General features: G+C 73.4%; 9 protein-coding genes and 2 pseudogenes. 4 read left to right on the forward strand and 7 right to left on the reverse strand.

The genetic code is table 11. From position 1 onward, the window contains the following. The 3 genes from OUY22_RS16045 to OUY22_RS16055 form a co-directional block, all read left to right on the forward strand. Nucleotides 1-1381, forward strand: a 1381-nt coding sequence (locus tag OUY22_RS16045; RefSeq protein WP_270155773.1) for an FtsX-like permease family protein, incomplete at its 5' end; no start/stop codon positions are given. After that, on the forward strand, nt 1378-2304 hold the full coding sequence (locus OUY22_RS16050) for an ABC transporter ATP-binding protein (RefSeq protein ID WP_270155774.1): 927 nt from the start codon (nt 1378-1380) through the stop codon (nt 2302-2304). The genes OUY22_RS16045 and OUY22_RS16050, both read left to right, overlap by 4 nt. After that, nucleotides 2294-2992, forward strand: a complete 699-nt coding sequence (locus OUY22_RS16055) for an ABC transporter ATP-binding protein (RefSeq protein WP_270155775.1) — start codon at nt 2294-2296, stop codon at nt 2990-2992. Before OUY22_RS16050 ends, OUY22_RS16055 begins: the two co-directional genes overlap by 11 nt. A 33-nt stretch (nt 2993-3025) precedes the next feature. Here the strand turns inward: OUY22_RS16055 and holA are convergent, their stop codons facing one another. From holA to OUY22_RS16085, 6 genes and pseudogenes are all read right to left on the reverse strand, one after another. Next, nucleotides 3026-4009, reverse strand: a complete 984-nt coding sequence (holA, locus tag OUY22_RS16060; protein WP_408638169.1) for a DNA polymerase III subunit delta — start codon at nt 4007-4009, stop codon at nt 3026-3028. Nucleotides 4010-4129: 120 nt separating this feature from the next. Beyond that, the gene (locus OUY22_RS16065; RefSeq protein WP_270155776.1) at nt 4130-6595 is read right to left on the reverse strand and encodes a ComEC/Rec2 family competence protein; all 2466 of its coding nucleotides are present in this window, start codon (nt 6593-6595) and stop codon (nt 4130-4132) included. A 128-nt stretch (nt 6596-6723) separates the two neighbouring features. Continuing rightward, complete coding sequence (locus OUY22_RS16070) at nt 6724-7461, reverse strand: ComEA family DNA-binding protein (RefSeq protein WP_270155777.1); 738 nt, start codon at nt 7459-7461, stop codon at nt 6724-6726. 390 nt (nt 7462-7851) lie between these two features. Further along, nucleotides 7852-8190 (reverse strand): annotated as a pseudogene (locus OUY22_RS16075) (DegV family protein); the annotation flags it as partial. A gap of 229 nt (nt 8191-8419) precedes the next feature. Continuing rightward, nucleotides 8420-9160: pseudogene (locus OUY22_RS16080) on the reverse strand (Gfo/Idh/MocA family protein); the annotation flags it as partial. A gap of 21 nt (nt 9161-9181) precedes the next feature. After that, nucleotides 9182-10084: a proteasome assembly chaperone family protein gene (locus OUY22_RS16085; protein ID WP_270155778.1), complete on the reverse strand. Its 903-nt coding sequence runs from the start codon at nt 10082-10084 to the stop codon at nt 9182-9184. Between the two features lie 311 nt (nt 10085-10395). Here OUY22_RS16085 and OUY22_RS16090 point away from each other — a divergent pair, with 311 nt between their 5' ends. Then, nucleotides 10396-11397: a terpene synthase family protein gene (locus tag OUY22_RS16090; protein WP_270155780.1), complete on the forward strand. Its 1002-nt coding sequence runs from the start codon at nt 10396-10398 to the stop codon at nt 11395-11397. A 67-nt stretch (nt 11398-11464) separates the two neighbouring features. Here OUY22_RS16090 and OUY22_RS16095 read toward each other — a convergent pair whose 3' ends face one another. Then, nucleotides 11465-13582 (reverse strand): ATP-binding protein, encoded by a 2118-nt coding sequence (locus tag OUY22_RS16095; protein WP_270155781.1) that lies wholly within the window; start codon nt 13580-13582, stop codon nt 11465-11467. Nucleotides 13583-13744 lie beyond the last annotated feature (162 nt).

Here is a 13744-nt window from a genome sequence, read left to right on the forward strand (position 1 = left end):
GGGGGGCCCCCCCCCCCCCCCGGGGGCGCCGCTGCACGAGCGGCGCGACGACGTGACGGCCGCCCGGCCCTCCGCCCGCCGGGTCACGCTGGAACTGCTGGTCGTCGGCCTCGCCCTGGCCGGCGCCTACCTGCTGCGCACCCGCGGCGCCGCCACCGGGGGCCTGGACCCGTTCCTGCTGCTGGTGCCGCTCGCGCTCACGCTCGCCGCCGCGCTGATCACTCTGCGCTGCTACCCGTACCCACTGCGCCTGCTCGTACGGGCCACCGCCAGGTCCCGGCCGGCCGTGGCCTTCCTGGGACTGACGCGGGCGGCCAGGGCGCGCTCGTCCAGCGTGCTCCCGGCGCTGATCCTGCTGCCCGCGCTGGGCGTGTCGGTGTTCGCGTCGGTGATCTCCGGCAGCGTGTCGAGCACGCAGCGGCTGGCCGCGTGGCAGACCGTCGGCGCGCCGATCAAGATCATGTCCGATCGGGAGCTCACCGCCGAGGAGGTCGAACGGGTGCGTCAGGTGCCCGGCGTGACCGGGATGGTGCCGGCGCAGCTCGCCGACGTGCAGGTCGGCCGTACCGCGGAACGGGCCCAGGTGCTGGCCGTCGACCTGGCGCGGTGGCGGGAGCTGATGGCGGGCGCGCCGCTGGCCCCGCCCGCGCCGCCCGCCGCGGGGCCGGGGCTGCCGGTGCTCGTGTCGCACGACCTGAGCGGGCGCGGCACGTTCGAGATCGGCTGGCAGTCACGGCTGATGATCACCACGGCGGGCGTCGTACCAGCGGTCCCGGGGTTCTTCACCGAGGGCAAGTTCGCCGTGCTGCCGTTCGACGTGGGGCAGCGGCCCGTCGTGAACACGCTCCTGCTCTCCGGCGGGGCCGACCGGGCCGCGCTGGAACGCGCCGTGCCGGACGCGCGGGTCGAGACGCAGGCCGCCGCGCTGGCCGCCATCCAGACCGACCCGATGACGGGCGCGGTCGGCACCACGCTGCTCGTGGTGACGGTCGTGCTCGGCGGGTACGCGGTGGTCGCCGTGCTCATCACGCTGGTGATGGGCGCCGCGGACCGGGCCGGGACGCTGTCGCTGCTGCGCACCCTGGGCCTGTCCGACCGGCAGGCGCGGCGGCTCACCGTGCTGGAGGTCCTGCCGCTGATCCTCCTCGCCGCGCCGGCCGGTCTCGGACTCGGCCTGGGCCTGCCGGCCGCGCTCGGCCCCGGCATCGACCTGTCCGCGTACGCCGGCGGGCTGCCCGTCGGCGGCTATGATCTCGACCTGACCATCCCAGCACTGCTGGCCGCCGGGCTCACGGCGGTCGCCGTCCTCGGCGCGTACGCGCACGCGGCCATCAGCGGCCGCCGCGACGTGAGCGCCGTCCTGAGAGTGGGGGGCCTGTGACGAACCCGACGTTGTCCGAGCTGGAGGCGGCGGCCGGCCGGGAGAAGCCCGCCTTCGGCGGCGACGCGCACATCGTCTGCGACAACCTCGTCCGCATCTACAAGACCGAGGGCGTCGAGGTGGTCGCCCTGCAGGGCCTCGACCTGCTGGTGGGCAAGGGCGAGCTGCTCGCCGTCGTCGGCGCGTCCGGTTCGGGCAAGTCGACGCTTCTGAACGTGCTGTCCGGGCTGGACGTGCCCACCGCCGGCGTGGCCCGGGTGGCCGGCATGGACCTGCTGGCGATGACGGCCAGGGACCGGCTGCGCTACCGGCGCGAGGTGGTCGGGTTCATCTGGCAGCAGACCGCGCGCAACCTGCTCCCGTACCTGTCGGCGCGCGAGAACGTCGAACTGCCGATGAAGCTGGCCGGCCGGGCGCGCCGCGGCCGGGCGGCCGAACTGCTGGACCTGCTCGGCGTCGGCCACTGCGCCGACCGCAGGACACCCGAGATGTCCGGCGGCGAGCAGCAGCGGGTCGCCATCGCGGTCGCGCTCGCCAACGCGCCGCAGCTCATCCTCGCCGACGAGCCGACCGGCGAGCTCGACAGCGAGACGTCGGAGCAGGTCTTCGAGTCGCTGCGCAGGGCCAACAGGGAGCTCGGCGTGACCGTGGTCGTGGTGACCCACGACCCGCTGGTCTCCGAGCAGGTCGACCGCACGATCGGCATCCGCGACGGGCGCACCAGCAGCGAGACGCTGCGCCGCGAGGGCGCCGAGGGCCAGGTCGTCGCCGAGGAGTACGCGGTGCTCGACCGGGTCGGCCGGCTGCAGCTGCCTCGCGACTTCATGAACGCCCTCGACATGGAACGCCGTGTCCGCCTGGAGCTGGAGGCCGACCACATCGGGGTGTGGCCGGCACGGGAGGAGCCCGCCGATGAGCAGTGAACCGTTGGTCGTCGTCGAAGGGCTGCGCAAGGTCTACCGCACCGGGCCCAAGGAGGTCGTGGCGCTGCGTGAGGTGTCGTTCGAGGCCTACCCGGGCGAGCTGGTCGCCATCCGTGGCCGCTCGGGATCCGGCAAGACCACGCTGCTCAACCAGGTGGGCGGGCTCGACCGGCCCGACTCCGGGCGGGTGGTGGTGGCCGGGCAGGAGGTCACCGCGATGCGCGAGGACGCGCTGCTGGCGCTGCGCCGGGACGTGATCGGGTTCGTGTTCCAGTCGTTCGGGCTGATCCCGGTGCTGTCGGCCGCCGAGAACGTGGGCGTGCCGATGCGGCTGGCCCGCACCCCCGTCGAGGAGCGCGAGAAGCGGGTGCGCACCCTGCTCGCCCTCGTCGGGCTCGACAAGCACGCGAACCAGCGCCCGTACGAGCTGTCGGGCGGTCAACGTCAGCGGGTGGCGATCGCCCGGTCGCTGGCCAACCGGCCGCGCCTGCTGGTGGCCGACGAGCCGACCGGGCAGCTCGACTCGCAGACCGGGCGGCAGATCATGGAACTGCTGCGCGCCCTGGTCCGCAGCGAGGGCGTCACCGCCCTGGTCGCCACCCACGACCCTGGCCTGATCACCCTGGCCGACCGGGTCCTGGAGATCAGCGACGGCACGCTCCGCGAGTCCTCGCTCCAGGAGTTCTGACCCTCACCTGTGAGGGACGCGTCCGGAGGCTTCCTAACGGCCGGTGCGGCTGGCCACGATGACCTGGACGGTGTGCTCCAGGGCGTAGGCGGGGTCGGCGCCGCCGCCCTTGACCTGCTCGTCGGCGTCGGCCACGGCCTGCATGGCCCTCGCGAGCCCTTCGGGCCCCCAGCCTTTGACCTGCCTCCGCACGCGGTCGATCTTCCACGGCGGCATGCCCAGGTGGCTCGCCAGCTGACCGCCCCGCAGGTTGCGCGGCGCCCCGGCGACCTTGGCGATGGACCGCAGCCCGCCCGCCAGCGCGCTCACCAGCAGCACGGGCGCGACGCCCGTGCCCAGCGCCCACCGCAACTGCTCCAGCGCCTCGCCGAGCCGCCCCTCCACGGCCGAGTCGGCGACGTTGAACCCGGTCACCTCGGCCCGGCCCTTGTGGTAACGCGCCACCGCCGTCGGAGTGATCGTCTTGTCCTGGGTGTCGAACATCAGCTGGTTGCACGCGGCGGCCAGCTCCCGCAGGTCGTTGCCCACCGCCTCCAGCAGCGCCTGGGCCGCCTCCCCCGAGATGCCCCGCCCGGCCCGCTTGAACTCCGCCTTGACGAACTCCAGCCGCTCCGCCGGTTTGGTCACCTTGGCGACGGTGACCACCGCGGCACCGGCCTTCTTCACCCCGTCGACCAGCGCCTTGCCCTTGACCCCACCAGGGTGTGCCAGCACGAGCACCACGTCGTCGGACGGCTGCCTGGCATAGGAGATGACTTCGGAGATCACGTCCTTCCCCAGGTCGTGCGCGGACCGCACCACCACGACGGTCCGGTCGCCGAACAGCGACGGCGACGTGAGCTGCGTCAGCTCCCCCGTCGTCACCTTCGACCCGACCAGGTCGTGCACCTCGGCCCCGGCGTCCTGCGCCCGCGCCGCCGCCACGATCACGCTCACGGCCCGCTCCGCCAGCAACTCCTCATCGCCGATGACCAAGGTCACAGGTGCTGGAACGCTTCCCGCCATGCCGAGCAGCATCCCACGCCCACCCTCCAACCCCAAACCGCCTGTCTTCCTCCGGAGTCTCCACCGAACCTCACCCCGCGCCTCCACCCGCCGGCTCGCCTTCAGGACCCACGCGACACCGCCAGGCCGCCCTCAGGACCCACGCGACACCACCGCCAGGCCGCCTTCTCCCTCGATCACGGCCAGGTCGCCCGACCTGTCCGTGCGGTGGACCCGCATGCCCAGGCGATGGAGCAGGCCCAGGGTCGAAGGGGCAGGGTGCCCGTAGTCGTTGTCGGCGCCCACGCTGACCAGCGCCGCCCGAGCCCGCACCGCCGCGAAGAAGGCGGGAACCTGTCGAGGCGACCCGTGATGGGGAACCTTGAGCACGTCGGCCTGCGGCAGAGCACCGCGGAGGAGCCGCTCCTGGGCCTCGGACTCGATGTCGCCGCTCAGCAACGCCGACCCGGAGCGCCAGCGGACGTGCAGCACGATGCTGGCGTTGTTCGCGGCGCTGCCCTCCCCCGGCCCTTCCTCCGCTGACGTGGCGTCGGGGGCGACGACGGTCACCTCGGACGGGCCGAGCCGCCAGCGGGTGCCCGGCCGCGCGGCCTGCTCGGGAACGCGGCGGCGCGCCAGGTCGGCGCTGAGCCGGACGCTCTGCGGCGCCGACGGGCGATGCGGGCTGGTGACGACGGCTCCCACCCTTCGGTCCCGGTGCACGCCCGCCAGGCCGTCGATGTGGTCGGCGTGGGGGTGGGTGAGGATGACCAGGGGCACGTCCCGCACCCCGAGCCTGCGCAGGCACCGGTCCATGACGACCGGGTCCGGGCCGGCGTCGACGACCACGCCCTGCCCCGGCCCCGCCGCGATGACCAGCCCGTCACCCTGGCCCACATCGCACATGACCATCACCCACCCTGCGGGCGGCCACGGCGCGGTCATCGGTTTGATCGCCAGCACCGCGATCAGAGCGCCGCCGGTGACCGCCAGCGCGACGGCCCGCCAGGCCCGCCGTCGCAGCACCACCACCGCCACGACGGCCACCACCGCGAGCAGCCCGATCCCCGCGATCCCCTGTGGCCAGGAGACGCCGGACAGGGGAACGCCGGACGCCCACCGGGAGACCATGATGATCCATCCGACCGCGTACCCCGCCGGAACCACCAGCACCTGCGCCGCCTCCGGCCAGAACGGCGCGACCAGCGCAGCCACGAACCCCAGCAGAGTCGCGGGCGCCACGGCCGGCCCGGCCAGCAGGTTGGCCGGCACCGCCACGAGGCTGATCTCGCCGGACATGAGCACCAGCACGGGGGTGACGGCCACCTGCGCCGCGGCGGGCACCACCACCGCCTCCGCCATCCACTGAGGGCACCGCCCCCGCCTCTCCCTCGTCGCGGGCGCCGACGCGCCAGGACGCACCGCCTCCACCCGGCCCGCCCGCACAGGGAGACACCGCACGGCGCCATCGGAGCGCACTGCCTTTACCGGACGCGCTCCGTGCCGTGGCGGCTCGCCTGCTGGGTCGCCTGCCGTCCTGGTAGCCGGGGGTGTGGCGGTGTCGCCGGTGAGGCGGGCGCGCCAGCGGGGGCCCAGCAGGAGGATGCCCGCCGTGGCCGTCACGGAGAGGGCGAAGCCGAAGGAATGGGCCAGCTCGGGGACGAACAGGATGAGGAGCAGGACCGCCGCCGATAGGGCGGCGACACCGTCCTTGGCCCGGCCGGTGCCGAGGGCGAGGGCCGCCACCAGACCCATCAGGAGAGCCCGCAGGACGCTGGGCGAAGGCCGGGCCACGACCGCGAACGCGATCATGGCCAGGGCGGCGAAGGCCGCTCTCGGGGCGAGGGGCAGGCCGGCCAACCGGCACAGGGCCAGGGCGGCGCCCGCGACGATCGCCAGGTTGGCGCCGCTGACGGCGTTGAGGTGGCTCAGGCCCGCCTCCTCCAGGTCCGCGTCGACCTGACGGTCGAGCCGCGAGACGTCCCCGACGACCAGGGCCGGGAGGAGGCCGCGCTGGTCGGGCGGCAGGATCCCGGCGGCCTCGCGCAACCCCGCGCGGAAGGCGCCCGCGACCGTATGTACGGAGGAGGGCGGCGTGAGGATCTTGGGCGGGTCCCGTACCAGGAGGAACGCGGCGACGAGCCCGGGCGAGGTCGGCTCGGCGAGCCGGCCCCTGACCCTGAGCCGCTGGCTCGGCAGGAGGGAACGCCACTCGGGACCGTTCCCGAACACGACGACCGGGGTGTGGACCGACAGGCGCGTGGAACCGGCCTGGACGGTCCGCACGGCGGCGTCGACGACGATGCCGTCCTGATGGAAGAGTCCCGGCTGGGGGTGTCTGACCTTGGGGTCGCCGGTGAGGGTGATCTCAGCGGTGACGGTCACGCCTTCGGTTGCCAGCGCCGCGACCGTGCCCGTGGTGACAGCGTGGAGCCGGAGCGCGATCGAACCGCTGACGGCGGCGACGCACACCAGCACGGCGACCGTCGTGTTGCGGTGCGCCGGGTCCCGGATCAGCCGCCATGCCGCGAGCGAGCCGCCCACGCAGACGAGGCCCGTGCACGCGACGACGGGCACGGAACAGCCGAGCAGCGCGATCGCGGCGATCCAGGCTGCCACCGCCGGGAGCGCGAGAGGCCAGACCCGCCGTCTCTCCGCGTCCGGGCGGCGTTCGCCGGGGCGAGGCCCGATGTGGCGAGGCCGGGCGGAAGGGACGGGGATCGCCTTGGGGTGGGTGGGCTCGGGCATCAGACCCGGACCTTCGGTTTGATCTCGTCGAACCGCCGGGTGCCGATGCCGCTGACGTCGCGGAGCTGGTCGACGCTGGTGAAGCCGCCGTGGGTGGTGCGGAAGTCGATGATGCGGGAGGCCAGGACCTCTCCCACGCCGGGAAGCTGTTCGAGCTGGTCCTGTGTGGCGGCGTTGAGGTCCAGGACGGCGGCGTCGGGGGCTCCCGCAGGACCCGGCGCGGCGGCGGGAAGGCCGACCATGATCTGCTCGCCGTCGACGAGCCGCCTGGCCAGGTTGAGCGTGTCCAGGGAGGCGCCCCGGCGGACGCCGCCGGCGGCGGTGATCGCGTCCTGCACGCGGGATCCGGTGGGCAACGGGTAGACGCCCGGTTCATGGACCTTGCCGGCGACGTGGACGGTCACCTTCGTCGTCACGGCGGCGCTGGGCGCCGGGTCGTGCCCTGAGCCGGACATCGAGCTGGACACCGGGCCGGACACCGGAGTGGGAGCGGGCAGAGGCTCGGGGACGGGCCGGGAGCGCCAGAGGAAGAACCCCGCCACCAGGACGGCTACGGCTCCGAGCGCGAGCAGGGCCCGGAGCCCTGGCCTGCCCGGATCGAGGGAACCGGCGGAGGCTCGGAAGGCCTGGAATGACTCCGGCACCCCGGCGAGGAAGGAGGCAGGCTCGGACCCCGTGAGAGAACGGATCCGGGACTCGGCGATGGTCCGCTCGGACGTCGAATCTTGGGCGCGCACGGCCAGCAACGTACGGGCCACCAACACGGCCCCTGGACCCAGAACGGGATTCTGTGGATGACCACGCCCCGTCCACAACTCGGGACCCCGGTCCGGCCCGACCGGAGAGAAGCCCTGCCGTCACCGGCTCAGACGGTTTCCTGGCCTACGGCGGGTCCAGCGGGCCGAAGGCACGCATAGCGGCGCCCGGCCCGAGAGGGGTTTCCCCAAAAAGACTTTGACCTTGATCTGCGCACCTCCCCCCACAGGCGTCGCCTACCCAGCCGTCCCCAGCCGTTCGCAGCCGTCCCCAGCCGTCCCCAGCCGTCCCCGGCCGTCCACAGTCGTCCGCAGCCATCCGCGGAAACACCGGTACGCCGCGCCGCGTCCGGAGAAGGCTCCGCGCGGCCGTCAGGATGCCGGGGCGATCGTGATGCCGAGCGTGCCGGGACCCACGTGGACGCCGATGACCGCGCCCACCTCCACCACTCGTACCTGGGTCGCTCCCCGCACCCGTTTGGCCAGGTTGCGGGCCAGGGTCTCGGCGCGTTCGGGAGCGGCCAGGTGCTGGACGGCGATCTCGACCGGTTCGTCCCCCGCGTCCTGTGCCACCAGGTCCTCCAGGCGGGCCAGGGCGCGGGACGCGGTGCGGACCTTCTCCAGCAGGGCGATGCGGCCGTCCGTGAGCCGGAGCAGAGGTTTGATCATGAGGGCGGTGCCCAGCAGCGAGGCCGCCGCGCCGATGCGGCCGCCGCGGCGGAGCTGGTCGAGCGTGTCGACGTAGAAGAGCGTCCGGGTGCGGGCGGCGCACTGGGCGGGGGGGCGCCCCCCCCCCCCCCCCGGGGGCCCCCCCCCCCCCGGCCGCGGCCCCCCCCCCCCCCCCCGCCCCCCCCCCCCCCGCCCCCCCCCCGCCGGCGGGGGGCGCGCCCCCGCCCCGCAGCCGGTCCTCCTGCACGTCCATGCCGTACTTGACGTACGCGGCCGTCGAGCCGAGGACGCGGAAACGCGGTCCGAGGCTCGGGGTCACCGCGGCGGCCCACAGGTGGGAGCGGGCCCCGTTCGCGTGGGTCAGCGCCACGAACGTGTCGTCGTCGGCCGCCACCCCCGCGCGCCGCACGTCGCTCTCGCAGTAGACGTGCGTGACGGGGCCGAGCAGCACGAGCGCCTGGTCGATCAGGTGGCTGCCCAGGTCGTAGAGGAGCCCGGCGGCGTCGGCGGGGCCGCCGGTCTCGCGCCAGCCGCCCTTGGGCACGGGCCGCCAGCGCTCGAAACGCGACTCCAGCCGCCGCACCTCGCCCAGCGCGCCCGCCGCGACCAGCGCGCGCACGGTGCGGAAGTCGCCGTCCCAGCGCCGGTTCTGGAAGACGGTGAGCAGCAGGCCCCGCTCTTGGGCCAGCCGGGTGACGGCGCGGGCCTCCTCGGCGGTGCGCGCGAACGGCTTGTCGACCACGACCGCCTTGCCCCGCTCCAGGGCCTCGGCCGCCAGGCTCGCGTGCGTCCGGTTGGGCGAGGCCACCACGACCAGGTCGCACAGCTCCCACAGCGCCGCGGGGTCGGCGACCGGCCGGGCGCCGTAGCGGGCGGACACCTCGGCCTGCCTGCCGGGGTCGCGCGTGACCACCGCCGCCAGCCGCAGCCCTTCGGCGGCCTCGATCAGCGGCGCGTGGAAGACCGCCCCGGCGGTGCCGTAACCGATCAGCCCGACCCGGATCTCCTGCATCGTCCCAGGCTACTCAGGTGATCAGTCGTCGTCGCGCTCGGCCAGGAACCGCTCGAACTGCGCCGCCAGCTCGTCGCCGGTCGGCATCGGGGTGGACTCGGCGATCAGGTTCTCCCGCTCGGCGCCGCCCGCGAACGCGTCGTACTGCTGCTCCAGGCCGCTGATCGCGCTGGACAGCTCCGCCGAGGCGTTGATCTGCTCCTCGATCTCCACGGTCGTGCGCCGCGCCGCCTCGCGCAGGCCGTCGAGGGGGAACACCAGACCGGTGCTGCTGGTGACCGCCTCCAGCGCGGTGACCGCGGCCGTCGGGTACTCGGCCTGCGCCAGGTAGTGGGGCACGTGCACGGCGAAGCCGATCGCGTCGCGCCCCCGCGCGCCCAGCCGGAACTCCATCAGGGCGGCCACGCTGCCCGGCACCTGCACCCGGCCGAACGTGCTGGCGTGGGCGCTGTTCATCAGCTCGGGCCGGCTGGCGTGCATGGTGATGCCCAGCGGCCGGGTGTGCGGCACCGCCATCGGGATGCCGTGCGCGGTCACCATCTTGCTCACCCCGAACCGGTCGGCGAGCGTGCCGACGGCCTCGATGAACCGCTCCCACGAGCTGTCGGGCTCGGGGCCGGTCATCAGCAGGAAGGGCGTGCCCGTGACGTCCTTGACGCTGTGGACGACCAGCTCCGGGGTCTCGACCTCCGTCCATCTGTCGGTGTCGAACACCATGACCGGCCGCCGGGAACGGTAGTCGAGCAGCCGGTCCACGTCGAACGTGGCGACGACCCGGTGCTCCAGCTCGTCCAGCACGTGCCGCAGCGCGAGCCGCCCGGCCGCGCCCGCGTCCACGAAACCGTCGAAGTGGTACAGCAACACCGGATCGGTCAGCTCGGGCAGATCCTCGGCGAGCTCGTAGAGATCCGTCGGGTCGAACACGTTGGACAGCCTTTCCCTAGGTACTCACAACCAGAACCCACGGTGAGCCGGAACGATTCCGTGCAGGGCACCCTATCGAGGCGCCGGGCGTTCGCGGACGGCGGATCCGGGGCCTTCGGAAGGGGGCGGAGCGGGTGGCGCGAGGTCACGGGCGCAGGGAAGCGGCGGCGGCCCGGCCGACGGCGAAGGTGACACTTTGCTGATGCTCGCGGCTCATCACGGTCACGCCGGGACAGGGACCGTCCGGCCCGCACGCCGCCTCGGGGCCGCCTACTGTGGCCTTTCGGGGAGTCGCTCGTCATGCTGTGGGGGTGGCTACTTCCGAGCATTCCTTTGGTGGAGGACCGCTCCGTATCCCTCCGCTCCCGTGCCCCTTCCCCAGTGAGATCAACGAGCACGCGGCCGAGGTCGACGCCCAGAGCCACCAATGGCTGGCCGCCTCCGCCCTGCTCGCCGGAGCCGACACCGTCGAGCACTTCCGACGCTCCAAGATCGGCCTGCTCGCCGCCCGGACGAATCCCGCAGTGCCCCGCGCGAGCCTCAGGCTGATCAACGACTGGTACAACTGGCTGTTCGCCTTCGACGACGCGTTCTGCGAAGGGGAGTTGATGGGACACCGGGCCTCGGCCCTGGCCCGCGCCCTGCCGCCGCTGTTCGACGTCCTCGACAGGCGCAGGGACCCCGACCCCGCCGACCCGTTCGGCCTGACCCTGCGCGAGCTGCTCGACCGCATCGCCGAGCTGGGCACCCCCGCCCAGGTCGACCGCTGGCGGACCACGGTCAAGGAGTACCTGTTCGCCCAGGTCTGGGAGGCGGCCAACCGGGAGGCCGATCTGATCCCCACCCCCGAGGACTACATCCTCATGCGCCGCATCACCGGCGCCACGTTCACCTGTTTCGCGCTCATCGACGTCGGCGGCGGCTACCGCCTGGAAGCCGAGGAATGGCACCACCCCGACGTGCGCGCCCTGTCGGACCTCGCCTGCGACCTCATCGGCTGGGACAACGACCTGCTCTCGTACGCCAAGGAACGCGACAACGACAAGGCCCGGCACAACCTGGTCACCGTGCTGGCCACGCACCGGGGCCTGACCCTCCAGGACGCCCTGCACGAGGTCGCCGGCATGCACGTCACGGCCGTCCACGCCTTCGTCGAGCGGCGCGCCCGCCTCGGCGCCTGGGTGCCGCCCCCGGTCCGCAGGTACGTGCGCGGCCTCGAACACTGGGTACGCGGCCACATCGAGTTCTCGCTGGCCAGCGCCAGATACGTGCACGCCTGGCCGGCGGGCACCCGCTGGCCGCAGGTCGTCTGAGCCGCCCTGTACCCCCGTACCCACGCCGTGCTCCGCGCCGTGCCCTCCCTCGGGCACGGCGCGCGGCTCAGAAGGAGGAGTCCTCCAGGTCGCCGAGCGCGAGCGCGGACGCCTCGTCGAGGTCCAGCCGCCCGCCCTCCTCGAACGCCGCCAAGTAGACCTTCTCACCCAGCGCCTTCTGGCACTCCTTGACGCACTGGTCATGGTCGCCGGCCAGGAACGGGGCGCCCAGCATGGGCAGCCCGGCCGTCCTCCAGTTGTGCTGCAGCGCGCCGAGCAGCAGCGCGGCCGTCCGCGCCCGGCCGAGGGCGACGAAGATCCGCGCCGTCGTCTCCAGCGACAGCAGGCTGCCGAGGATGTCGTGGAAGTGCCGCTTGATCCGCAGCCCCTCGCGGGCGCTGTGCAGCGCCTCGTCGGCCCGGCCGGTGGACAGCTTGGTCAGCGCCATCGCCCACTGCGCGTACGAGCTCACCCACAGCTCGCCGCGCTCACGGCACACCTGCAGGCAGTCCCGCAGCAGCGGCTCGGCCTCCTGATTCTCGCCCTGCGCCAGCAGCACCAGGGACAGCTCGACGATGGCCGGCAGCAGGCCCGGGTTCAGCTCCTTGTTGTCGGTGTTGAACTCGATCGCCACGCCCAGCAGCGCGCTCGCCTTCTGCAGGTCGCCCTGGATCAGCGCGGCCGTGCCCTGCATCTTGGAGGCCAGGATCACCGCCCGCGAGTCGCCCACCCGCACCGCCTCGGTGCTGCACGCCTCGGCCGCCTCCAGCGCGCCCGCGCTGTCGCCCTGGGCGCTGCGCACGTAGGACAGCACCCACAGCGCCTTGCAGCGCTCCTTGCTCACGCCCGGGTTGGCCTCCAGCGCCCGCTCCAGGTAGAGCCGGCCCTCGCGCACGAAACCGCAGCACACCCACATGAACCACAGCGACGACAGCAGGGTCAGCGCCATGAGCGTCTCGCCGGGGGTGCGCAGGGCGTGCTCCAGCGCGAGCCGTACGTTGTCGTGCTCCTGCCGCATCCGGATGAACCAGTAGAGCTGGCGCGGCCCTGACCAGGCGTCCTCGCTGCGGGTGGCCAGGCTCAGGTAGTACTCCAGGTGCTTGTGGCGCATGAGCCGGGCCTGGCCGAGCTTCTCCAGCCACTCCTCGCCGTACTCCGCCAGCGTGTCGATCAGCTTGTAGCGGACCCCGGCGTGGTTGCTCTGGATGAGCAGGATCGACTTCTCCACCAGCCCGGTCACCAGGTCGGTGATGTCCTCGGAGCGCAGCCGGTCGTCGGAGCAGACGTAACGGGCCGCGTCGAGCTCGAAGTCGCCGGCGAACACCGACAGGCGCGCCCACAGCAGCCGCTCGGCCGGCTCGCACAGCTCGTGACTCCATCCGATGGCCGCGCGCAGCGTCTGGTGGCGCGGCAGGGCGGTGCGGCCGGCCCCGGCCAGCAGGCTGAACCGGTCGGTCAGCAGCCCCAGGATCTGCTCCACCGACAGGGCCCGCAGCCGCACCGCCGCCAGCTCGATCGCGAGCGGGATGCCGTCGAGCCGGCGGCAGAGCTCGGCCACCGCGTGGATGTTGCGCTCGTCGAGCATGAAGTCGGGCGCGACGGCCGAGGCCCGGGACGCGAACAGCTGCACCGACTCGCTGGTGAACAGGTCGGCCAGCGGGCTGTCGTCGGGCACCTGCAGCGGCGGCACCGGCACCACCTGCTCATAGGGGAGGTGGAGCGACTGCCGGCTGGTGGCGAGCACCTTCAGGCGGGGCGCCGCCTCCAGCAGCTCGTGCACCAGCTCGGCGCAGCCCTGCACGAGGTGTTCGCAGGTGTCGATGATGAGCAGCATGTCCCGGTCGCCGACCCACTCCGACAGCGTCTCGGACTCGGCGCGCGAGGACCGGTCGGCGATGCCGAGGGCGGAGGCGATCGTGTGGCGGACCATGCCCGCGTCCTGCAGCCGGGCCAGGTCCACGAACCAGACGCCGTCGGGGTACAGGCCGCGGACCTGGTGCGCGAGCCGGAGCACGGTCCGCGACTTGCCGACCCCGCCGATGCCCGTGACGGTGACCAGGCGCGACTCGCCGAGGTGCCGCTTGAGGTTGGCGAGAAGGCGGGTCCGCCCCACGAAGCTCGTCAGCTCCGCCGGCAGATTGCCATCTCGCCGCCATCCTGTCGGGGTGGCCATCAGCAGCCTCACGGGGATAGGCGACAACCTGCTCCCGCATGGTACCGCCGGGCCTTCCGCGCCCTACCTCGCCCGATCGACGTGGGGGAGCGGATTTGTATCACTGGGTAGCATGATTGCCGTGCAGGAATTCATCCCGGAGCAGACCTCCGACGACACCGACCTCGGCTGGGG

Origin of the sequence: Nonomuraea corallina (assembly GCF_027620315.1) — a bacterium.
GTDB lineage: Bacteria > Actinomycetota > Actinomycetes > Streptosporangiales > Streptosporangiaceae > Nonomuraea > Nonomuraea corallina.

Bases quoted from the DNA above. Each gene is read 5' to 3' on its own strand.
- OUY22_RS16055 (WP_270155775.1), top strand. From the start codon at position 2,294: ATGAGCAGTGAACCGTTGGTCGTCGTCGAAGGGCTGCGCAAGGTCTAC.
- holA (WP_408638169.1), bottom strand. From the start codon at position 4,009: ATGCTGCTCGGCATGGCGGGAAGCGTTCCAGCACCTGTGACCTTGGTC.